Genomic DNA, 20,203 nt, shown 5'->3' on the forward strand with positions numbered 1-20,203 from the left:
GTTTCTGGCGCTTCTGCTGGCGGTGAGCGTCATATTCGCCTTCGGGATCGGGCGCTATCCGGTCGGCACCCGCGACCTGTTCGATTTCGTTCTGGCCGCGACCGGGCTGGGCCGGATGGAGCAGGACCGCTACGACCTGTTGAGCAACCTGATACTCGACATCCGTGCGCCGCGCATCGCCGCAGCGGTGCTGGTCGGCACGTCCCTGGCCACGGCGGGGGCTGCGTTTCAGGCGGTGTTTCGCAACCCTCTGGTTTCGCCCGGCCTGCTGGGAGTGCTGGCCGGTGCCGGTTTCGGTGCGTCCGTCGGCATCCTGATTTCGGGAAACTGGGTCGTCGTGCAACTGCTGGCCTTTGCCTGCGCCATTCTGGCCGTGCTGTTCGCGCTCGGGATTGCGAACCTGTTCGGCAATGCCTCGCTGGTGATGCTGATCCTCGGCGGGATCATCAGCGGCGCGCTTTTCTCGGCGCTGCTGACGCTGGTCAAATATGCTGCCGATCCGGGCGATCAACTGCCCGCGATCACCTATTGGCTGATGGGCAATCTCGGCACCGCACGTATCGAACAATTGCGATGGGCCGCCTTGCCGATGTTCGCGGGTATCCTGATCGTCTGGATGCTGGGTCGCGCGCTGGACGTAATGTCGATGGGCGACGATGAGGCCCATACGCTTGGCGTTCCGGTGGCGCTGATCCGCTATGCCGTCATTGCCATTGCGACGATGGTCTCGGCGATCTCGGTGTCGATGGTGGGCATCATCGGCTGGATCGGCCTGATCATCCCGCATATCGCGCGGCTGATGATCGGTCCGATGAACATGCGCCTGATCCCCGCTTCGGCCCTGCTGGGAGCGTCTTTTCTGGTCGGCGCGGACATCCTGGCGCGATCGCTTTCGGGCATCGAAATCCCCATCGGCATTGTCACCGAGATCGTCGGCATCCCGATCTTCGTCCTCGTCCTGTCGCGCGTCCGCCGGGGCTGGACATGAGCAGGGTCGTCATCTCTGCGCAGGGTCTGGGTTTCGACCGCGATAGGCGCGTCATCCTGTCGGACGTCGAACTCGCCATTCGCGAGGCCGAGATCGTCGCCATATTGGGCGCGAACGGAGCGGGGAAATCGACGCTGCTGCGGCTTATGCTGAAGCTGCTGCGGCCGGCGCGCGGCAGCGTCTCTCTGTATGGCATACCGCTTGCCGCGATGCGCCGCCGCGACATCGCCGCTGCCGTCGCCTATGTGCCCCAGCATCATACGCCGCCCTTTCCCTATACGGTGGCGCAGGTCGCGGGGCTGGGCAGGCTGGTGACCTTGGGCCTGCTGAAACTTCCCGGCGCGCGGGACGAGAAGCGGGTGCAGGCGGTTCTGGAGCGGCTCGGGATCGCGCATCTGGCACAGCGCGACTACACCGGCATCTCGGGCGGCGAGCGCCAGCTTGTCCTGATCGCGCGGGCGCTGGTCCAGGGCGCCCGCATCCTGCTGATGGACGAGCCGGACGCGGGCCTCGATTACGGCAACCAGCGCCGCTTGCTCGACCTGATGCGCGCGCTCGCGGTCGAGGGCCATACGATCGTCTTTACCACCCACCATCCCGATCACACGCTCTATGTCGCCGACCGCGCGGTGCTGATAGACGGCGGGAAAATCCTCGCGGATGGCGGGCCTGCTTCGGTCCTCACGCCGCAGGTCATCCACGCGGTCTATGGGGTCCGGGTCGCCCGGGTCGATCACGGCCCCCACAATATTTTTGTCCCGGCATGAGGAGAGGATGATGTTCCGGATCCGGCATCTGGCCACATGCATCGCCTGTGCAGTTGCCCTTCTGTCCCAACCCGCATCGGCCGAGATCATGCGCGAGGTGGTCTATTACGGCGACCGATCCGTCAGCCTGCCGCCCGAGATCGATCGGATCGCCACGAATTGGGAGGCGCAGAACTCGATCCTGACCATGCTCGGCTATGGCGACCGCATCGTCGCGACCACGCGCATCGCGCGCTCGATGCCGCTGATGCAAAAGTTCGTGCCCTCGATCAAGGCTGCGGCGCTGACCACGCTCGGCGACGGCACCGTCAATGTCGAGGAACTGATGGTGCTGAAGCCGGACATCCTGTTTTCTTCGCGTGCGTTACCCGACGCTGTTTCCAGGCAGCTTCGGGGGGCGGGCATCGCCGTGGCATCCTTTCGCAGCAATTCGATCGACGCGCTGGTCGAGCGCGTGTTGATCACCGGCGAAATGCTTGGGCCGGATGCGCTTGAAGTCGCCAGGAGATACCAAGGCTATTTCGACGACAACCGCCGCCGCGTCGCCGAGCGGCTGGAAGGCATCCCGCCTGATCGGCGCGTGAGGGTCTACCTGGCCTCGGGCGAGCCGCTTTCGACTTCGGGACGACCGTCGCTGAACCAGGACTGGATGGATCTGGGCGGGGCGATCAATATCGCGGAAAGCTGGTTCGGAGACATGCCCTATGCCTCGGGCACCGCTTCGCTTGAGGACATCATCGCCGGGAACCCCGATGTCATCATCTCGATGAATGCCGAGGACGCCGAGGAAATCCGCACCAGCCCGCAATGGCGCAACGTCAAGGCGGTGCGCGAGGGCCGGGTCTACGCCAATCCGCGCGGGCTGTTCTGGTGGTGCCGGGAAACCTCGGAAGGGGCGCTTCAATTTCTTTGGCTGGCCAGCACGCTTTATCCCGAAGCTTTTGCCGATATCGACATGCGCGAGGAAACCCGGCGTTTCTATCGCAACTTCTACCGCATCGAACTTACCGACGACGAGATCGCCGAGTTCCTCAACCCGACATACTGACGCAGCCGTCCGGGATGATCATAGAGACAGCAATAGACGAATTCGCGGACCTTTGAACCAAGCTTCTTTTGAAGTGGATGCCTTGGTCGGTGGCGCAATCTTTCCGCCCGCCCGCGCGCGAGTTTCGTCGCATCGGGCAATATGCCGCAGTATACCCTTTGCCTTCCCTTCGTTATGCTTGAATGGATATAACGATTCGGTGGGATGCGAGGAGGAGACGGGGGTGGTGGTTCGTATCGGCAAAGGACCGGCCGCATTGGCATCGGCACGGTCCATCCCGACCGTCGCGTGGGCACTGGCGCAGGGCCCGGCGGGAACGGATCGCTCTGGCCCCTCCCGGCGGCAGGGGTGATGCGGATGGGCAGGCCGGCCCCTCTTGCGCCCGCCCGGCAGGTCGCACGGCCGCGACGCTGGCGCCTGACGGTGATCCCCGCGCTGGGGCTGGCCCTGCTGGGACTGGCGGTGTTTTCTCTGGGACTGGGGCGGGTGCCCATTCCACCGGGCACGGTGCTGGCGGTGCTGGCCTCGCAGTTCTGGGAGGTTCAGGCCGACTGGTCGCCTGCGGTCGAGCAGATCGTGACCAATGTCCGCCTGCCGCGCATTCTTGCCGCGATGCTGGTGGGGGCGGGGCTGGCCGCGGCCGGCGCAGCCTACCAGACGCTGTTTCGCAATCCCATCGTGGCGCCGGACGTCCTGGGGGTCTCGGCCGGGGCGGGCTTCGGGGCCTCGCTTGCCGTGACGCTGAACCTTGGCGCCTGGGCGATCCAGGCGGGTGCATTCGCCATGGGGCTTTGCGCCGTGGGGCTGGTCTTTGTCGTGGGGCAGGCCATCAACCGCCATTCGCTGATCGTGCTGGTGCTGGTCGGCGTGGTGATCGCGGCGTTCTTCCAGGCGATGATCTCGGTGCTGAAGATCGTGGCGGACCCCGTCGACGTGCTTCCCGCGATCACGTTCTGGCTGCTGGGCGGGCTGAACCGGGTGACGCCCGGCGACCTGCCCTTGGTGGCGCTGCTGGTCGGGCTGGCGCTGGCGGTGCTTTACGCCCTGCGATGGCAGGTCAACGTGATGAGCGTCGGCAGCGAAGAGGCGCGGATGCTGGGCGTGGACACCGGCATGATCCGCATCGTGCTGATCCTGTCGGCCACGCTGATGACGGCGGCGGCCGTCTCGATCGCCGGGATCGTCGGCTGGGTCGGGTTGGTGGTGCCGCATATCGCGCGGCTGCTCGTCGGCTCGTCCTTCGACCGGCTGCTGCCCGTCTCGGCCCTGACCGGCGCGCTGTTCCTGCTGCTGGTGGACAACCTGTCGCGCGGCGCCACCACGATGGAGATCCCGCTGGGCATCACCACCAGCGTCATCGGCGCCCCGCTGTTTCTGCTGCTGCTGTTGCGCGCAAGGACGGGGTGGTCATGAGGCTGGCGGTATCCGGCCTGTCCTTTGCCCATGGTGCCGGCGCGCAGCGGCTGGAGAATATCGGCTTCGTGCTGGACCCGGGCGAGGTGCTTTGCGTGCTGGGGCCGAACGGTGCGGGCAAGACGACGCTGCTGCGCTGCCTGATCGGGGCGCTGACGCCTTCGGGCGGCTCGATCCTGCTGGACGGACGGCCGGTGGCCAGCCTGTCGCCGCGTGCGCTTGCCCGCGGCATGGCCTATGTGCCGCAGGCGACGCAGCCGGCCTTCGGCCATCTGGTGCGCGAGATGGTGGTCATGGGCCGCTCGCCGCATCTGGGGCGGCTGGACATACCGGGCCGGGCGGACCGGGCCATCGCCATGGACTGCCTGGACCGGGTCGGGCTGGCCCATCTGGCCGAGCGTCCCTTTGCCGCCATCAGCGGCGGCGAGCGGCAGCTTTGCCTGCTGGCGCGTGCGCTGGCACAACAGGCGCGATTGCTGATCCTGGACGAGCCCGCGGCCAGCCTGGATTTCGGCAACCAGCTGCGGCTGCTGGACCTCGTCGCCGGGCTGGCGCGGGACGGGCTGGGCATCCTGATGGTCACGCATCACCCCGACCACGCCCTGCATGTCGGCAACCGCTTCATCGCGCTGCGCGGGGGGCGGATGCACGGGGCTGGGCCGGTCGCCGATCTGGCGCGGCCCGGCTATCTGAGCGCGCTTTACGGCCGCGGCATCCGCATCATCCGCGATGCCGACGGCACGCTGGCCTGCGCCCCGCTGTTCCATTCCCCGCAACCGGAGAGCAACCATGTTCCTTAAAGCCGTCCCCATCCTGTCAGGGATGCTCGTCCTTGGCCTGTCGGGCGCCGTGCTGGCCCGCGACATCACCGACATGGCCGGCCGCATCGTCACCGTGCCGGACCGGATCGACAGCGTCGCCACGCTGGGCTCGGTGCCGGTCATCAACAGCTTCGTCTTTGCCGCGGGCCAAGGCGCGCTGATCGCCAACGACCTGCCGCCCTGGGCGCGGCAATCGGGCCGCTGGGCCTGGCAGGACGTTTTCGCGCCGCAGCTTGCCCAAAGCCCCCGCGTCGAGGATGCCGAGCGCAACCTGGCGCTGGAGGAACTGCTGACGCTCAACCCGGACGTGGCGCTGACTTTCGCCCAGGACACAGCGGACCTTTTGGATCGGCACGGCATCGCGACCGTGGTGCTGCGCATCCAGACGCCCGAGGACGTCAAGGCCGGCGTGGCGCTGGTCGGCGATTTGCTGGGCAATGCCCGCATCGGCCCGGATTATGCCGCGTGGTTCGACGGCACGCTGGCCGACGTCGCGGCGCGGGTCGAAGGTGTGGCGGACCGGCCCTCGGTGCTTTATCTCAACCCGGTCAACATGACCCAGCCGCATCTGGTGGCGGAATGGTGGATCACGGCTGCCGGCGGGGATTCCGTCACCGACGACGGCCGCAGCGAGGAAACCCTGGCGCTGACCACCGAGGTCGTGCTGGCCGCCGATCCCGACATCATCATCGTCGGCGACCCGACCCATGTCGCCCGCCTGGATGTGGACGCCAACCTGTCGCAACTGCGCGCGGTGCAGGAGGGTCGGATTCTCGTCGCGCCGATGGGGGCGCATATCTGGGCCAATCGCACGGTCGAGCAGCCGCTGACCGTGCTTTGGGCGGCCTCGCATTTCCACCCCGAGCTTTTCCCCGAAGCCGAGTTGATCGCGACGGTGCGGGACTTCTACAAGAGCTTCTTCGGCACGGAACTCGACGACGGGCAGATCCGCGCAATCCTGGGGGGCAGGGTATGAGCGTCCCCCGCCCAAAGGACAGTGCCGTAAGCGCATCGTATCTTGAACGGACCTATGATGCCGTGACCGGGATACTCGGCGCCGAGGCCGAGGCGCGGACCGTCGGTCGCGCCACGCTGGGGCTGTTCTTCGTCGCCGTCACGCTGGACAGCGGCCATACCGGGCTGTGCGCCACGCCGCTGAAAGACATCCCCGAGGCGGTGTGCTGCCCCTCTTCGGCCATGGCGATGCCCTTTCCCGGCAAGCTGCGCGGCATGGGTGCGCTGCGGCTGGCGCAAGAGGCGCTGTCGCATGCGGGGTTGCGCCGCGCGCTCGGCATCGCGGCGCTGAACGCGCTGGCCCATCTGGCGGCCGAGCGTCGCGGGCCCCAGGGTTATCGCGTCGTCGAGGATGCCGACGCCTTCGACATCGCCCGCATCCGGCCCGACGAGACGGCGGTCGTGGTCGGTGCCTTCGGCCCCTTCCTCAAGGCGCTGCGGGGCATCGGCGCGCGGCATTTCGTGCTGGAAAAGGATCCGGCCACCCTGCGCCCCAACGAGATGGAGCATTTCCGCCCCGCCGAAAGCTATCCCCGGATCGTGCCCCAGGCGGACGTGTTGCTGATCACCGGCACCACGCTCGTCAATGACAGCCTGCCCGGGCTGATCGCCTGCGCCCGCCCCGAAGCGCGGGTTGTGCTGGTCGGCCCGACCGTGCCGATGCTGCCCGACGCCTTTCTTGCCCGCCGGGGCATGATCCTGGGCACCGTGCGCGTCGCCGATGCCGATGCGCTGCACGAGGTGCTGGCGCAAGGCGGCTCGGGCTATCACTTCTTCGGAAAATACGCGCCCAAGATCGTTCTGGTGCAGGATTGAACGCAACGCTTGAAAGGACATGCAGATGAGCGACGATACAAGGACCGTGACACTGACCAAGATGTGCCTGAAGCATGGCATCGGCATCCCGCGCGAAGGCGCCTTGGCGGCGCGCTTCCAGGCGGCGTTTCCGGCGGCGCATTACGACGACGAGGCCGGCGAATGGCGCATGGAATGGAAGAAGGGCGGCTTTGCCGAATCCAATGCCCGGCTCGAGGCGTTCCTCGCCGAACGCGGGGTGGGCGTGGTCCATGTCGACAAGTGCTGAGCTGCCGATAGCCCCGGTTCAGCCCGGATAGCTTGGGCGGACTGATCCTGATCGGCGTCCTCTATCGAGACAGACGCATAGCGCTTATGTCGAGCCGCCCTGAAACGTCAGATAGTGTTCAGTCAACGGTTCCTGTCCCAGAAAGATGGTTGGCCAATGGCAGAAGATTGCGGCTGGTTACGGCGTCGGCATCATATGCTCGACCTCTGGCGCGGGACGAAGCGCCAGTTCCCCCGCGGTCCTGCTATGACGTTGAGGTAGTAGAGTTGGAAGCCGTAAGGGACGCCGCAGGGGTGGTGACCGCGGGGGACCAGCACCATGTCGCCGTCCTTCACTGCCATGATCTCGTCCAGCGACCCGTCATCGGTTTGGACCCGCTGCACCGCCCAGCCCGTGGCGGGGTTCGCTGTTCGAGCAGAACGTGGCCATCGCCCACTGGCGGCGCGCGACCTGACGCGAGGTCGCCGGAGCCGATCTCAAGGCGGACGGTCGAGAGCAAGGCGGACCGTCAAGCTGATCACGGACGGGGCTGGAGGATCCTCGGCCAAGCCATTCGCAACCTCGGCATCCTGCGCGATGAGGTGGTGATCGCGACCAAAGTGCTGGGGGTAAGCGGATCAACGGTTCAAAGGATAAGACCGCGGTTAGGCGGGACATTCGGTATGCGTGAGAGCCCTTGACTGGGACGACCCCGTTACCGAAGTCTAGACCCTAGTCCCCTTCGAAATAGCGGATGCCCTTGACCACCAGATCGGCAAGGTTTGCCGCGCCGAGTTTGTCCTTCAGCACCAGGCTGACGTTCGAAACTGTCTTGTAGCTGATGCAGGCTCGGTCCGCGATGTCGCGATAGGACATGCCTTCGGTGATCATGCCCAGGATCTCCTCCTCACGGCCGGTCAGGCGCGGGGCGCTCGTTCCTGGGCGCGAGACGTTCAGCAAAGCGATCTGCATCGCCAGACGCGAGTCGACGTAATTGCCGCCTCGAGCCACCTCGGAGAAAGCCTCGCAGATTTCGGCGGGCGGGTTGTCCTTGTTGATGATCCCGTTCGCGCCGAACATGAGTGCGCGGCGGGCCAAGACGGGGCTGCGGTGCATGGTGAAGACCAGGATCGGTAAATCGGGATCGACGCGTCGCAAACGCTCGATCAGCCGGATTCCGGCGATCTTATTCCTGCCAATGCTCAGATCCACTACCATCAGGTCGGGGCGAGCTTGTCTCCATGACCGCCAACCCTCGGATGCCGACGGGGCCGAGGCGATCTCGCATGCGACCTTGGTGCGGATGATCCTACCCCAGCCCTCGGCCACAACGGGGTGGTCGTCCACGATGAGGATCTGCAGGGGGCGGGCGTCGCCTGACTTCATCTTCAGCGAGGCTTGCATGGGCGGGATATCCTCAACTCGGTATGGGTTAGCCTGTTATCTCGCCAGGGGGACAGATAGGTCGCTCCAAACGCGCGGGCGCGGTCCTGTATGCCGATCTGGCCAAATCCGAGCGGGGGGCGATCGCCGCTGGGACCGGGTTCCGGACCCTTGCCGTTGTCCGTGACGCGCACCACGATCTGCCGGGGCTCGTCCGGCATGGTTTCCAGGCTGACCCGGACCAGAGTGGCGCGCCCGTGCCGTATGGCGTTCAGAACGCTTTCCCGGACGAAGCGATAGATCGACAATTCCGCCAACTCGCCGAGGCTGGAGCCTTCGACCTCTGGGTCGATGTCCAGCACGACCCGCGTTTCGGATGCAACGTCGCGAAACCCGGTGACGAGCTCGGCTAAAAGCTCGATCAGGCTGGCCTCGCCCAGCAGCATCGGGCGCAGGTCGTTGATGGCGGTGCGGGCGCTTCTCTGGACCTCCACGGCATGGCAGGCGATGGCATCCAGCGTCTCGTCCAGGGCGGCAGGCCGGTCCGGCAGGTCGGCGATCATCGCCTGCGCGTGGCTGACGGCGGCCCGCAACGCGAAAAGCTGCGGCCCCATCTCGTCATGCAGGTCCAGCGCGATGCGCGAGCGCTCGGCCTCGGAACTGCCGATCAGGCGGGCCTGCAACAGGTCGTTTTCGGCCCGCTCGGCCTGCAGGTGCGAGGTCAGCGCGTTGACCCCCGCGGCCAGATCGGCGAATTCCGTCAGCCGGTCGTCGGGCGCACGCACCGACAGGCGGCCGTCCTGCATCTGCGACATGGCGGCCTGCACCGACTGCAGTCGCCGCGTCAGCAGCGTCGTCATCAGGAAGGCCAGCCCCACCATGGCAAGCCCGGCCAGGAACAGCACCGGCAGAATGATGCTGAAATCGCTCCACACCTCGGCAATTTCGTCGGTCGGGTCGGCAGCGACGCGCAGCATCCCCAGGACATTCGGATAATGGGTGATGGGGACCAAGGCCTCGACCAGGGGTGGCGTCATGAGGGCCGAGAACCACTGCGGAGCGGACGCCTGGGACCGGAACTGGCCATGCGCGCGATGTTGTAGCGGCCGGCCCTCGGGGTCGAGGATGCGCGCCGAGACATGCCGCAGCCCATCGATCTCTTCGGCAAGGCCGATCGCCTCGGCCATGGTGTCGCGGCCGCCATGACTGGGCGGCAGACGGCGCACGGCGGCCTCATGGGCCAGCCGAAATGCGGATTCGGTTTCCTCCTGCACGGCCTGGCGCGCGTTGAGGATCAGGATGGCCGAGACGATCAGGCACAACGACAGGCTGACAATGCTGGCTAGTCCCATCACGATCCGGCGCAGCGGCACGGTCCGCCGGGCCTGCGGCGCCCGGCTAAATGCCTGGAACGAGAGACCTTCGGTTGACGCGCTCATTCCCTTTGCCTCATGGCTGTGGCAAGGGCATCTGTGTGGCCGGCACCACTGGCCCGCAGGACACGATATTGTTGGGCAACGGGGCCCAAGCTTTTTTCGTGCATATCCTGTGCCGGCATCAGATCGATCATTATCCGATCCAGCGGGGTGTCGGGATATTCCCGCCACAGTTGCAGGACGCGGTTGGCGATCATCCGGGGGCTTTCCCGGTAATGCGCCGAGAGCGCGCTCAGCAACGGGGCCAGCGTCCGGGACGGCAGACCGGACTCAGTGGACAGGAAGGCTTCTGGGCTGCGGGCGTCATCGACTTCCAGCCAATGCGTGCTTTCTGCGGCCAGGGCTTGCCTGGGCTTGGCCGAAGGCAGGGTCTGGTCATCCTCCTCGTAACAGGCGCCCAAGGCAAGCAGCACCGCTATGCCTGCCGCATAGCGCCCTACGACGGTGCCACGGCAGAAACCCATCCTGCCTCCTCCTGTTTTCTGCGGTTTTTCTGCGCTGCGGTGATTCGCCGCCAGCGTATCCTCCTGAGGTCGAGACTATGCCCACCTTTGGTATGGAACAACCGCCGCGTGCTGCGACGTTGGTCTGGCGCTTGCCGAAAACGGGTGATGCATCACCCGGATCGAACGGGGAAAAACCCCCGAGAAAGTCGGGAAGCCCACCCCGCAGACAAGGCGGATAGCGGAATGCCTAATCAGTCCTGCGGCGGTTCGGGAGTGGAGGCCCGAACCCGCCAAGTGTCGTGACCGCCGGGGTCGAAGGACTGGCCGCCGGTCCGCGCCAGAGACAGCGAGAGGGAGCGAGATCGCTATGAATAGGAACACCCCGAAGGTAACGGGCGCGTCGAGCCTTGCGATGGCCGTCGCCATGGGCCTTGCCGTCCTGACGACTGCGCCAGCGACCGCCAACGACCAGTTGGTCGAACTGGCCAAGGACCCCGCGAACTGGGTCATGACCGGGCGTGACTACAACGCGCAGAACTATTCCGAGATGACCGACATCAACAAGGAGAACGTCAAGCAGCTGCGGCCCGCCTGGTCGTTCTCGACCGGGGTGCTGCATGGGCACGAAGGCACGCCGCTGGTCGTCGGCGACCGGATGTTCATCCACACGCCCTTCCCGAACACCACCTTCGCGCTGGACCTGAACGAGCCGGGCAAGATCCTGTGGCAGAACAAGCCCAAGCAGAACCCCACGGCCCGGACCGTGGCCTGCTGCGACGTGGTCAACCGAGGCCTCGCCTATTGGCCGGGCGACGACGAGGTCAAGCCGCTGATCTTCCGCACCCAGCTCGACGGCCATATCGTCGCCATGGATGCCGAGACCGGCGAGACGCGCTGGATCATGGAGAATTCGGACATCAAGGTCGGCTCGACCCTGACCATCGCGCCTTATGTCATCAAGGACCTGGTGCTGGTCGGATCGTCCGGCGCCGAGCTGGGGGTGCGCGGCTATGTCACCGCCTATGATGTCAAGACCGGCGAGAAGAAATGGCGCGCCTTCGCCACCGGCCCGGACGAGGAGCTGCTGCTGGCCGAGGACTTCAACGCCCCGAACCCGCATTACGGCCAGAAGAACCTGGGCCTGGAGACATGGGAGGGCGACGCCTGGAAGATCGGCGGCGGCACCAACTGGGGCTGGTATGCCTATGACCCCGAGGTGGACCTGTTCTATTACGGCTCGGGCAACCCCGCGCCCTGGAACGAGACCATGCGTCCGGGCGACAACAAATGGACCATGGCGATCTGGGGCCGCGAGGCGACCACCGGCGAGGCGAAATTCGCCTATCAGAAGACGCCGCATGACGAATGGGACTATGCCGGCGTCAACGTGATGATGCTGTCGGAGCAGGAGGACAAGGAGGGCAACATGCGCAAGCTGCTGACCCACCCTGACCGCAACGGCATCGTCTATACGCTGGACCGCACCAATGGCGACCTGATCTCGGCCGACAAGATGGACGACACTGTCAACTGGGTGAAGGAGGTGCAGCTGGATACCGGCCTGCCGGTGCGCGATCCCGAATTCGGCACGCGCATGGACCACAAGGCCCGCGACATCTGCCCCTCGGCCATGGGCTACCACAACCAGGGCCATGACAGCTACGACCCCGAGCGCAAGGTCTTCATGCTGGGCATCAACCACATCTGCATGGATTGGGAGCCCTTTATGCTGCCCTATCGCGCCGGGCAGTTCTTCGTCGGTGCCACGCTGACCATGTATCCGGGGCCGAAGGGCGACCGCCAGAACGCGCTGGGGCTGGGCCAGATCAAGGCCTACGACGCCATCTCGGGCGAGATGAAATGGGAAAAGATGGAGCGCTTCTCGGTTTGGGGCGGCACCATGGCCACCGCGGGCGGGCTGACATTCTATGGCACGCTGGACGGCTTCATCAAGGCCCGCGACAGCGACACCGGCGACCTGCTGTGGAAGTTCAAGCTGCCCTCGGGCGTGATCGGCCATCCGATGACCTACAAGCATGACGGCCGGCAATATGTCGCGATCATGTACGGCGTCGGCGGCTGGCCGGGCGTGGGTCTGGTCTTCGACCTGGCCGACCCGACTGCCGGGCTGGGCTCGGTGGGGGCCTTCAAGCGGTTGCAGGAGTTCACCCAGATGGGCGGCGGCGTGATGGTCTTCTCGCTCGACGGCGAGAGCCCCTATTCCGACCCGAACGTGGGCGAATACGCGCCGGGCGAGCCCGCCTGACGCGACAGGCCGGCCCGCGCTTCCTTCCTGGCGGGCCGGCCTGCTTGAGCTATTCAGTCTGGAGAAACCGAAATGCTTGTTGATTTCCGCCAGGTTTGCGGTGTCGGGGTGGCAGTTCTTGCCCTTGCATCGCCCGCTCTGGCCGACACGACGAACCTGCGTGTCTGCGCCTCGACCAAGGATGCGCCGTTCTCGGATGCGCAGGGCAGGGGCTTTGAAAACAAGATCGCCCAGGTGCTGGCCGACGAGATGGGCGCCACGCTTGATCTGGTGATGCTGGAAAAGGACGCGATCTACCTGGTCCGCGACGGCATCGAAAAGGATCTGTGCGACGTGCTGATCGGCGTGGATGCGGGCGACGAACGGCTGCTGACCACCCAGCCCTACTACCGTTCGGGCTATGCCTTTGTCACGCGGCAGGACCGCAACTTCGAGGGCGACAAGTGGCAGGACGTGGACCAAGAGGGTTTCGACACCTTCTCATACCGCCTGCATTCCCCGGCCGAGACGATCCTGAAATATACCGGCCGCTACGAATACAACCTGATCTACCAAGCCTCGCTGACCAATTTCGAGGACCGGCGCAACAAGTACACCCAGGTCGAGGCCAACCGCGTCATTTCAGAGGTCGCGGACGGCGGGGCCGATCTAGCCATCATCTTCGCCCCCGAGGCGGCGCGCTATGTCCGCGACTCGCACGAACCCTTGCGCATGACCTTGATCACGAACGAGATCGAACGCTCGGACGGGGTCATCATCCCGCTGCAATATTCGCAATCCGTGGGTGTATCCAAGGCCCATCCCGAGCTTTTGGGGTCAATCGAGCAGGCCCTGCAATCCGGCAAAGCCAGCATTGATGCCATCCTGACCGAGGAAGGCATTCCCATGCTGCCGTCAAGCTGAAGGAAATGGAATGACGAAGCCCAGGATCCTTGCCGCAATCGCGATGACGCTCGTCATCCCGGCCGCGGCAATGGCAACCCCGCAGTTCTTCAATATCATCGACGGCTCACCCCTGAACTTCGATGACGCCATGGAGGAAGGCCGCGACACGGAGGCGGTGACGCACTTCCTGGAAACCGGCGAGAACATCTACAACGAGGATCCCGAGATCCTGCCCGAGGCCGAGGAGCTTTATGCCGGCATGTGCTCGGGCTGCCATGGGCATTATGCCGAGGGCAAGATCGGCCCCGGCCTGAACGACGCCTATTGGACCTATCCCGGCAACGAAACCGACGTCGGGCTGTTCTCGACGCTTTACGGCGGCGCGACGGGGCAGATGGGGCCGATGTGGGGCAGCCTGACGCTGGATGAGATGCTCAGGACCATGGCCTGGGTGCGCCATCTCTATACTGGCGATCCCGCGGACGCCACCTGGCTGACGGACGAGCAGAAGGCCGACTTTACCCCGTTCCAGCCCAAATCGTCCAGCGACAGCCAGTCGTGAACCCAAACCGCCGGGCGGCGGCCCGCCCGGCATGACCCAGAAGGAGGAGACAGAATGAAACGCATCCTGACCCTGACCGTTACCGCCCTGGCGCTCGGCACTCCGGCGCTGGCCTATGACGGCACCAACTGCAAGGCTCCGGGCAATTGCTGGGAGCCGAAGCCGGACTATCCCGCAAAGGTCGAAGGCTCGAAATACGATCCGCAACACGATCCGGCAGAGCTGTCCAAGCAGGGCGAGTCGCTGGCCGTCATGGATGCCCGCAATGAATGGCGGGTCTGGAACATGAAGAAGACCGGCAAGTTCGAATATGACGTCAAGAAGATCGACGGCTACGACGAGGCCAAGGCTCCGCCCGCCGAATAAGCGGGCCGGGCGCGCTGCGCGTGATTCCAGACCACGCGCAGCGTGACATTCGGGACGGATCATGGATAGCAATATTTCGGACTGGCACGCCCGGTTCCGCGACGCCGAAGCGGCGCTGAACGGCGTCGTTCTGGGGCAGGCGCGGACCATCCGCCTGCTGCTCATTTCCGCGCTGTGCCGGGGCCATGTGCTGCTGGCGGGCGATGTCGGCACCGGCAAGACCACGCTTTTGCGCGCCATGGCCCGCGCGCTGGGCGGCCCCTATGGCCGGGCCGAGGGCACGGTGGACCTGCTGCCGACCGACCTGATCTATTCCGCGCATATCGCCGAGGATGGCCGCCCCCGGATCGAGCCCGGCCCGGTGCTGGAGCAGGGCGAGGAACTGGCGGTCTTCTTCTTCAACGAGATCAACCGCGCCCGTCCGCAGGTCCATGCGCTTCTCTTGCGCCTGATGGCCGAGCGCAGCCTGTCGGCGTTCCGCCGCGAATACCATTTCCCGCATTTGCAGGTCTTCGCCGACCGCAACCAGATCGAGCGCGACGAGACCTTCGAGCTGCCCGCCGCCGCCCGCGACCGTTTCCTGATGGAGATCGCCGTCAATGCGCCCGCCGCGCCCGAGGACCGCGTGGCCCTGGCCTTCGAGCCGCGCTTTCACGACACCACCGCCCTGATCGCCGAGGTCGGGCAGGGCATCCTGCCCTATCGCGGGTTGAACGATCTGGCAGCGGGGGTCCAGGCCGGCACCCATGCCAGCCCGGCGCTGCGGCGCTATGTGTTCGACCTGTGCGAGGCGCTGCGCAATCCCGCCTCGGCCGGGCTGGCGCTGGAGGGCGCCGACGCCGCCCGCCTGATCCGCGGCGGCGTCAGTCCGCGCGGGATGCAGCATCTCGTCCGCGCCGCCCGCGCCTGCGCCTGGCTGGAGGGACGGGAAGCCGTGCTGCCGCAGGACGTGCGCGCCGTGCTGGCCCCGGTGATGGCGCATCGCATCTTCCTGTCGCCCGCCTACGAGCCGCGGCGCGAGGCGCTGGTTCCGGCGCTGATCGACGCGGCCTTCGCGACGATTCCGGTTCCTGCCGCATGAACGCCCAACTGCACCTGTTCGACGCCCTCGCATGGCGGCTGACGCAGGGGCTGCCGGGGTTGCGCATGGGCGCCCATGCCGGCCGGATGCGCGGCGCGGGCGAGAATTTTGCCGATATCGCGCCGCTGTTGGCGCATCCCGATCCCCGGCGGCTGGACCTGCGCCGCTCGATCACCGACCCGCTGGGCGTGCTGCATGTGCGGCGGTTCCAGACCCGCACCGACCTGCGGCTGCACGTGGCGCTGGATGCCTCGGCCTCGCTGGGTGCGGTGGCCCATGCCGATCGCGCGGGCCTGGCGCGGCTCTTGGCCGCAGGCTTTGCGCAGGCCGCGCGGCGGGCGCGCGACCCGTTCTCGCTGACCGTCTGCGCCGGGGACCGGGTGCTTCACGACCAGCCGCCCACGCGGCGCAGCCTTGCCGCGGACCTGCTGGATCTGCCGCTGGTGCCTGCGGGCCGGGGCACGGCGGCGCTGGAGGCCATGGCGCATGATCTGCCCCAAGAGCGGATCCTTGTGGTGCTGATCTCGGATTTCGAGCTGTCGCCTGACGAGCTGGCCGCGCTGCTGGCCGCGCTGCGGCCGCGTCCCGTGCTGCCCGTCTGGCTGCGCGACAGCGGCTTTGACGCACCGCCGCCGCGCCTGGGCCTGGCCGAGCTTTGCGACCCGGAAACCGGACGCCGCCGCACCGTGCTGACCACGCGTCGCTGGGCGGCGCGCCAAGCCCAACGGGTGCGGAACCGGCAGGCCGCCCTGCGCCGCGTCCTGGCCGAGCACGGCCTTTCGCCGATCGAGATCACCGACAGCATCGACGTGGCAGAACTGGCCGCTTCGCTTTCCGAGGCACCGCTATGAAATGGCTGGCGCTGCTCCTGCTGCCGTTTCCGGCGCTTGCGCAACAGGTCGAGAACCCGCGGCCCTATGGCTGGTGGCTGGGCGACGAACTGGTGCAGCGCATCCGCATCCAGGGGCAGGTGGATCCGTCCTCGCTGCCCCGGCCGCGCGCCGTGGACTATTGGCTGGACCTGCGCGACGTGGCACGGCGCGACATCGCCGGCGGCACGGAACTGACGCTGCGCTGGCAGAACTTCTATTCGGCGCTAGAGCCGCGCGAACGGCAGGTGCCGGCATCGGCGATCCGGCTGGTTGATGGCACGGCGCTGGAATTGCCGGGCTTTCGCTATGTCACCGCGCCGATCCGGCCGATCCTGGCGCCCTCGACGCCGGACCAGTTGCAGCCGGACCCGCCGTTCCACCTGATCGACCCGATGCCGGCAGGATTGCGGCTGCTGGCCTCGGCCGTCGCGCTGGTCGCGGGGGTGCTGGCGCTTGCCTGGCAGCAGGGCTGGTTCCCGTTCCACCGCCGCGCGGCGCGACCCTTCACCCGCGCCGCGCGCGCGGTGGTCCACCTGCCCGAGCGGCAGGCCCGCCGTGCCCTGCACCGCGCCTTCGACCAAAGTTTCGGCCGGGTGCTGATCGGGGCCGAGCTCGACCGCTTCCTGGCCGATGCGCCGCAATTCGCGCCGCTGGCCGAGCGGCTGCGCGGCTTTTTCGCGGCCTCCGACGCGGCCTTCTTCGGCTTGGGATCCGGCCCCGTGCAGGACATCCCGCAACTCGCCCGCGACCTCGCGGCCATCGAGCGGGGGCGGCGATGATCGGTTTCGCCTGGCCAGCCGCGCTTTTCGCCCTGCCGCTGGCGCTGCTGCCGCTGGTCATCCGCTGGCTGCGGACATCCGCCGTGCCGCGGCTGGACCTGCGTGCGGTCGAGGGGCGCGCCATCGGCCCGCTGCTGGTTGCACTGGCGCTGCTGACGCCGGCGGCGCTGATCCTCGGCCTTGCCCAGCCCTATCTGCGCGGCGGCAGCGTCGCCTATCGCGGCATCGGCACGAACCTGGTGCTGCTGATCGACCGCTCCTCCAGCATGGACGACACCTTCGCCGGGCGCTCGCCGCAGGGGGGCGACGAAAGCAAGGCCAGCGCCGCGCGGCGCATCCTGCTGGACTTCATCGCCCGCCGCCCCGACGACCGCATCGGCATCGCCGCCTTTTCCACCGCCCCGATGCTGGTGCTGCCGATGACCGAAAGCCGGACCGCCATCGCCGCCGCCGTTGCCGCCCTGGCCGAGCCGGGCCTGTCCCAGACCGATGTGGGCCGCGGCCTGACCCTGGCGATGGAGATGGCGGATGAGGCATCGGCCAGTGACTCGCGTGCCGTGGTGCTGGTCAGCGACGGGGCCGCGGTCATCGCGCCCGAGGTCCAGACCGCGCTGCGCAACCTGGCGGCGCGCCGGCAGGTCAACATCTATTGGCTCTACCTGCGCACCAAGGGCGCGAAGGGCATCTTCGAGGTGCCCGAGCCCGGCCAGGCCGACACCCCGCATCTGCGCCCCGAGCGGCACCTGCATATCTTCCTGCAAAGCCTGGGCCTGCCCTATCACGCCTTCGAGGCCGACAGCCCCGGCGCGGTCGAGGATGCCGTGACCGAGATCGGGCGCATGGAATCCCGCCCGATCCTGACCCGCCGCCCGGTGCCGCGCCGCGACCTGGCCTGGGCCTGCTATCTGCTGGCCTTTCTGTGCTGCGCGGCGCTGGCGGCGGCCCGCTGGCTCGAACGACGCTATGCCCCCCGCTGCCCCGCGCCCCTGCTGGTCCCGGTATGAGACGGCTGGGCTTTCCCGCGCTGCTGGCCTGGGTCGCGCTCGCGGCCGGCGCGGTGCTGTGGTCGGGCTGGCAGCTTTGGGGGATGGCCGTCGACAATCGCGCCATCCGCAGCCTGGCAGGCGGCAGCGACGTCGCGCTGCGCCAGGCGGCCGATCCGCGCGCCGCCCATGCCCGCGCGCTTTTCCTGGTGCTGCGCGACCGGCCGCAAGAGGCCGAGACGCTGCTGGCCGGGCTGGCCACCGCCCCGCCCGGCCTGCGCTCGGAATACCACTACGCCATCGGCAATGCCCGGATGCGCATGGGGTTCGAGCGTATCGAGCGCAATCGCATCGACGAGGCCACCGCGCTGATCAACCTGGCCAAGGCATCCTATCGCGAGGCGCTGCGCGCCCGACCCGGCAATTTCGACGCCAAGGTGAACCTGGACCTGGCCACGCGCCTGGTCCGCGACATGCCGCGCGAAGGACAGGACGGCGACGAAGACTCCGAGACCCGGCCGCGCCGGCTGTGGACCGACCTGCCCGGCCTGCCGCGGGGGGCGCCGTGACTGCGGCCCGCGCCATCCTGCCCGCACTGGCCGCCGGGCTGGCTCTGGTCGCCGCGGCAGGGCCGCGCATCGAGGGCCGGCGCGAGCTGCGCGACGTGCTGATCGTGGTGGACATCACCCGCTCGATGAACGTGCGCGACATGGACGGCGCTTCGCGGCTGGATGCGGCGCGGGACGTGCTGACGCGCTGGATCGCCAGCCAGCCCTGTGGTGCCCGCGTGGGCCTGGGCTTCTTTACCGAACGCCGCAGCCTGACGCTGATCGAACCGGTCGAGATCTGCACCGACTATGCCGCGCTGGCCGGCATCCTGGCCGGCCTGGACTGGCGCATGGCCTGGGAAGGCGACAGCATGATCTCGAAAGGGCTGAACCATGCGCTGAACCGGGCGCGGGGGTTGGATGCGGCGCTGATCTTCGTCACCGACGGACAGGAAGCCCCGCCCCTGCCGTATTCCGGGCCGGACGACTGGCGCGAGGACAACCCCGGCGGCGTCATCTTGGGGGCGGGCGGCGACCAGCCCGCGCCGATCCCGAAATTCGACGACCTGGGCCGCGAGACCGGCTTTTACGGACCCGACGACGTGCAGCACGCCCCGGCCCGCATCGGCGCCCCGCCCACGGATGCGGCGGATCGGCCCGGCTTTCACCCGCGCAACAACCCTTATGGCGAAGCCGACCTGGAAGGATCCGAACACCTGTCGGCGATGCGTGCGGAATACCTGACCCGGCTTGCCGGCGAACGCGGCATGGGATTCGCGCGGCTCTCGGCGGGGCCTGTGGCCTTGCAGGCGGCGCTGGCCGCCCACGCCCCGGCGCGTCGGGTCGCGACCCATCGCAGCCTGTCGCCCGCTTTCGGCGCGCTGGCCTTGGCCGCGCTGCTGGCCGCGCTGCTGGCCACCCCGCTTCATGCAAGGAAGGAGATCCCATGATGAACCGCAGAATCCTGCTGGCCTCGGCACTGGCGGCGCTGGCCGCGACCCCGCTGCTGGCTCATGGCCCGACGCCGCAGCAACTGTCGCGCAGCGTCAAGGTGGCCGCGCCCCCCGAGAAGGTCTGGGCCCTGCTTGCCGATCCGGTCCTGATCGCGGCCTGGCATCCGGCCATCGCCGAGGCTAGCATGGAGGGCGGGGGCGCCGGCGCGAAGCGCAGCATCGCGTTCAAGTCGGGCGGCACGCTAGTCGACGGCATCGACGATATCGGCACCGAGACAATGACGATCCGCTGGCGGCTGTCCAGGGAGGACATCGAGGTGTTCCCGGTCAGCTTCTATACCAACAGCATCACGGTGACACCGGACGGCGACGGTGCAAGCGTCGCCTGGCAGGCCAGCTTCTTCCGCGCCGACACGACCAACGAGCCCGAGGAGCGTTTCAGCGACGAGGCCGCCGTCGCTGCCATGGAGAAATATGTCGATGACGCCCTGGCCGGCATCAAGGCCGCCGCCGAGACCGGCGGCTGAGC

At 67.3% G+C, this 20,203-nt stretch carries 22 protein-coding genes and 1 pseudogene; 19 read left to right on the top strand and 4 right to left on the bottom strand.

The genetic code is table 11. The annotated features are described in order from the left end of the window. Positions 1 to 22: 22 nt before the first annotated feature. The 8 genes from E3U26_RS14450 (at position 23) to E3U26_RS14485 (ending at position 7,135) form a co-directional block, all read left to right on the top strand. A complete protein-coding gene (locus E3U26_RS14450) occupies positions 23 to 988 on the top strand; it encodes a FecCD family ABC transporter permease (protein WP_499106351.1) in 966 nt (321 codons plus the stop codon). Beyond that, a complete protein-coding gene (locus tag E3U26_RS14455; RefSeq protein WP_499106292.1) occupies positions 985 to 1,755 on the top strand; it encodes an ABC transporter ATP-binding protein in 771 nt (256 codons plus the stop codon). The genes E3U26_RS14450 and E3U26_RS14455 overlap by 4 nt, the downstream gene beginning before the upstream one ends. 10 nt (positions 1,756 to 1,765) lie before the next feature. After that, positions 1,766 to 2,803 (top strand): ABC transporter substrate-binding protein, encoded by a 1,038-nt coding sequence (locus E3U26_RS14460; protein WP_499106293.1) that lies wholly within the window; start codon positions 1,766 to 1,768, stop codon positions 2,801 to 2,803. A gap of 357 nt (positions 2,804 to 3,160) precedes the next feature. Next, the gene (locus E3U26_RS14465; RefSeq protein ID WP_499105086.1) at positions 3,161 to 4,216 is read left to right on the top strand and encodes a FecCD family ABC transporter permease; all 1,056 of its coding nucleotides are present in this window, start codon (positions 3,161 to 3,163) and stop codon (positions 4,214 to 4,216) included. Next, entirely contained in the window at positions 4,213 to 5,016 is an 804-nt protein-coding gene (locus tag E3U26_RS14470) for an ABC transporter ATP-binding protein (RefSeq protein ID WP_499105088.1), read from the top strand. The genes E3U26_RS14465 and E3U26_RS14470 overlap by 4 nt, the downstream gene beginning before the upstream one ends. Next, positions 5,006 to 6,013 carry an ABC transporter substrate-binding protein gene (locus E3U26_RS14475; protein ID WP_499105090.1) on the top strand — a complete coding sequence of 336 codons (1,008 nt, stop codon included), beginning with the start codon at positions 5,006 to 5,008 and terminating at the stop codon, positions 6,011 to 6,013. Before E3U26_RS14470 ends, E3U26_RS14475 begins: the two co-directional genes overlap by 11 nt. A gap of 62 nt (positions 6,014 to 6,075) precedes the next feature. Beyond that, a complete protein-coding gene (locus tag E3U26_RS14480) occupies positions 6,076 to 6,867 on the top strand; it encodes a Rossmann-like domain-containing protein (RefSeq protein ID WP_499105092.1) in 792 nt (263 codons plus the stop codon). A gap of 25 nt (positions 6,868 to 6,892) precedes the next feature. Continuing rightward, positions 6,893 to 7,135 carry a hypothetical protein gene (locus E3U26_RS14485; protein WP_499106294.1) on the top strand — a complete coding sequence of 81 codons (243 nt, stop codon included), beginning with the start codon at positions 6,893 to 6,895 and terminating at the stop codon, positions 7,133 to 7,135. Between the two features lie 177 nt (positions 7,136 to 7,312). Here the strand turns inward: E3U26_RS14485 and E3U26_RS14490 are convergent. The 4 genes and pseudogenes from E3U26_RS14490 to E3U26_RS14505 all read right to left on the bottom strand — a co-directional run. Then, a pseudogene (locus tag E3U26_RS14490) lies at positions 7,313 to 7,539 on the bottom strand (5-deoxy-glucuronate isomerase); the annotation flags it as partial. A gap of 307 nt (positions 7,540 to 7,846) precedes the next feature. Beyond that, a complete protein-coding gene (locus E3U26_RS14495) occupies positions 7,847 to 8,518 on the bottom strand; it encodes a response regulator transcription factor (RefSeq protein ID WP_010399096.1) in 672 nt (223 codons plus the stop codon). Then, entirely contained in the window at positions 8,503 to 9,936 is a 1,434-nt protein-coding gene (locus tag E3U26_RS14500) for a LapD/MoxY N-terminal periplasmic domain-containing protein (RefSeq protein ID WP_499106295.1), read from the bottom strand. The genes E3U26_RS14495 and E3U26_RS14500 overlap by 16 nt, the downstream gene beginning before the upstream one ends. Next, complete coding sequence (locus E3U26_RS14505; protein ID WP_010399092.1) at positions 9,933 to 10,397, bottom strand: hypothetical protein; 465 nt, start codon at positions 10,395 to 10,397, stop codon at positions 9,933 to 9,935. Before E3U26_RS14505 ends, E3U26_RS14500 begins: the two co-directional genes overlap by 4 nt. 349 nt (positions 10,398 to 10,746) lie before the next feature. Here E3U26_RS14505 and E3U26_RS14510 point away from each other — a divergent pair, with 349 nt between their 5' ends. The 11 genes from E3U26_RS14510 to E3U26_RS14560 all read left to right on the top strand — a co-directional run bounded on the left by E3U26_RS14510 (position 10,747) and on the right by E3U26_RS14560 (position 20,201). Then, positions 10,747 to 12,645 carry a methanol/ethanol family PQQ-dependent dehydrogenase gene (locus E3U26_RS14510; RefSeq protein WP_028714608.1) on the top strand — a complete coding sequence of 633 codons (1,899 nt, stop codon included), beginning with the start codon at positions 10,747 to 10,749 and terminating at the stop codon, positions 12,643 to 12,645. 72 nt (positions 12,646 to 12,717) lie between these two features. Continuing rightward, positions 12,718 to 13,548 (top strand): methanol oxidation system protein MoxJ, encoded by an 831-nt coding sequence (gene moxJ, locus E3U26_RS14515; protein WP_028714609.1) that lies wholly within the window; start codon positions 12,718 to 12,720, stop codon positions 13,546 to 13,548. A gap of 10 nt (positions 13,549 to 13,558) precedes the next feature. Next, the gene (gene moxG, locus E3U26_RS14520; RefSeq protein WP_028714610.1) at positions 13,559 to 14,092 is read left to right on the top strand and encodes a cytochrome c(L), periplasmic; all 534 of its coding nucleotides are present in this window, start codon (positions 13,559 to 13,561) and stop codon (positions 14,090 to 14,092) included. Positions 14,093 to 14,146: 54 nt separating this feature from the next. Further along, positions 14,147 to 14,458: a methanol dehydrogenase [cytochrome c] subunit gene (locus E3U26_RS14525; RefSeq protein ID WP_028714611.1), complete on the top strand. Its 312-nt coding sequence runs from the start codon at positions 14,147 to 14,149 to the stop codon at positions 14,456 to 14,458. Positions 14,459 to 14,519: 61 nt separating this feature from the next. Further along, a complete protein-coding gene (locus E3U26_RS14530; RefSeq protein ID WP_010399074.1) occupies positions 14,520 to 15,539 on the top strand; it encodes an AAA family ATPase in 1,020 nt (339 codons plus the stop codon). Continuing rightward, on the top strand, positions 15,536 to 16,390 hold the full coding sequence (locus E3U26_RS14535) for a DUF58 domain-containing protein (RefSeq protein WP_010399072.1): 855 nt from the start codon (positions 15,536 to 15,538) through the stop codon (positions 16,388 to 16,390). The genes E3U26_RS14530 and E3U26_RS14535 overlap by 4 nt, the downstream gene beginning before the upstream one ends. Further along, complete coding sequence (locus E3U26_RS14540; RefSeq protein ID WP_010399070.1) at positions 16,387 to 17,190, top strand: hypothetical protein; 804 nt, start codon at positions 16,387 to 16,389, stop codon at positions 17,188 to 17,190. The genes E3U26_RS14535 and E3U26_RS14540 overlap by 4 nt, the downstream gene beginning before the upstream one ends. After that, positions 17,187 to 18,194, top strand: a complete 1,008-nt coding sequence (locus E3U26_RS14545) for a vWA domain-containing protein (RefSeq protein WP_010399069.1) — start codon at positions 17,187 to 17,189, stop codon at positions 18,192 to 18,194. The genes E3U26_RS14540 and E3U26_RS14545 overlap by 4 nt, the downstream gene beginning before the upstream one ends. Then, positions 18,191 to 18,742, top strand: coding sequence for a hypothetical protein (locus tag E3U26_RS14550; protein WP_010399067.1), 552 nt, complete (start codon positions 18,191 to 18,193; stop codon positions 18,740 to 18,742). Before E3U26_RS14545 ends, E3U26_RS14550 begins: the two co-directional genes overlap by 4 nt. Further along, positions 18,739 to 19,671 carry a vWA domain-containing protein gene (locus tag E3U26_RS14555; RefSeq protein WP_232215760.1) on the top strand — a complete coding sequence of 311 codons (933 nt, stop codon included), beginning with the start codon at positions 18,739 to 18,741 and terminating at the stop codon, positions 19,669 to 19,671. Before E3U26_RS14550 ends, E3U26_RS14555 begins: the two co-directional genes overlap by 4 nt. Next, positions 19,668 to 20,201 (top strand): SRPBCC family protein, encoded by a 534-nt coding sequence (locus E3U26_RS14560; RefSeq protein WP_084648159.1) that lies wholly within the window; start codon positions 19,668 to 19,670, stop codon positions 20,199 to 20,201. Before E3U26_RS14555 ends, E3U26_RS14560 begins: the two co-directional genes overlap by 4 nt. Positions 20,202 to 20,203: the final 2 nt, after the last annotated feature.

The sequence above is a fragment of the Paracoccus ferrooxidans genome (assembly GCF_029909815.1).
Classification (GTDB): Bacteria; Pseudomonadota; Alphaproteobacteria; order Rhodobacterales; family Rhodobacteraceae; genus Paracoccus; species Paracoccus versutus.

Excerpts from the sequence above, each read along its gene's own strand:
- E3U26_RS14455 (WP_499106292.1), top strand. The coding sequence starts at position 985 with ATGAGCAGGGTCGTCATCTCTGCGCAGGGTCTGGGTTTCGACCGCGAT.
- E3U26_RS14460 (WP_499106293.1), top strand. The coding sequence starts at position 1,766 with ATGTTCCGGATCCGGCATCTGGCCACATGCATCGCCTGTGCAGTTGCC.
- E3U26_RS14465 (WP_499105086.1), top strand. The coding sequence starts at position 3,161 with ATGGGCAGGCCGGCCCCTCTTGCGCCCGCCCGGCAGGTCGCACGGCCG.
- E3U26_RS14470 (WP_499105088.1), top strand. The coding sequence starts at position 4,213 with ATGAGGCTGGCGGTATCCGGCCTGTCCTTTGCCCATGGTGCCGGCGCG.
- E3U26_RS14475 (WP_499105090.1), top strand. The coding sequence starts at position 5,006 with ATGTTCCTTAAAGCCGTCCCCATCCTGTCAGGGATGCTCGTCCTTGGC.
- E3U26_RS14485 (WP_499106294.1), top strand. The coding sequence starts at position 6,893 with ATGAGCGACGATACAAGGACCGTGACACTGACCAAGATGTGCCTGAAG.
- E3U26_RS14495 (WP_010399096.1), bottom strand. The coding sequence starts at position 8,518 with ATGCAAGCCTCGCTGAAGATGAAGTCAGGCGACGCCCGCCCCCTGCAG.
- E3U26_RS14500 (WP_499106295.1), bottom strand. The coding sequence starts at position 9,936 with ATGAGCGCGTCAACCGAAGGTCTCTCGTTCCAGGCATTTAGCCGGGCG.
- E3U26_RS14505 (WP_010399092.1), bottom strand. The coding sequence starts at position 10,397 with ATGGGTTTCTGCCGTGGCACCGTCGTAGGGCGCTATGCGGCAGGCATA.
- E3U26_RS14510 (WP_028714608.1), top strand. The coding sequence starts at position 10,747 with ATGAATAGGAACACCCCGAAGGTAACGGGCGCGTCGAGCCTTGCGATG.
- moxJ (WP_028714609.1), top strand. The coding sequence starts at position 12,718 with ATGCTTGTTGATTTCCGCCAGGTTTGCGGTGTCGGGGTGGCAGTTCTT.
- moxG (WP_028714610.1), top strand. The coding sequence starts at position 13,559 with ATGACGAAGCCCAGGATCCTTGCCGCAATCGCGATGACGCTCGTCATC.
- E3U26_RS14525 (WP_028714611.1), top strand. The coding sequence starts at position 14,147 with ATGAAACGCATCCTGACCCTGACCGTTACCGCCCTGGCGCTCGGCACT.
- E3U26_RS14530 (WP_010399074.1), top strand. The coding sequence starts at position 14,520 with ATGGATAGCAATATTTCGGACTGGCACGCCCGGTTCCGCGACGCCGAA.
- E3U26_RS14535 (WP_010399072.1), top strand. The coding sequence starts at position 15,536 with ATGAACGCCCAACTGCACCTGTTCGACGCCCTCGCATGGCGGCTGACG.
- E3U26_RS14540 (WP_010399070.1), top strand. The coding sequence starts at position 16,387 with ATGAAATGGCTGGCGCTGCTCCTGCTGCCGTTTCCGGCGCTTGCGCAA.
- E3U26_RS14545 (WP_010399069.1), top strand. The coding sequence starts at position 17,187 with ATGATCGGTTTCGCCTGGCCAGCCGCGCTTTTCGCCCTGCCGCTGGCG.
- E3U26_RS14550 (WP_010399067.1), top strand. The coding sequence starts at position 18,191 with ATGAGACGGCTGGGCTTTCCCGCGCTGCTGGCCTGGGTCGCGCTCGCG.
- E3U26_RS14560 (WP_084648159.1), top strand. The coding sequence starts at position 19,668 with ATGATGAACCGCAGAATCCTGCTGGCCTCGGCACTGGCGGCGCTGGCC.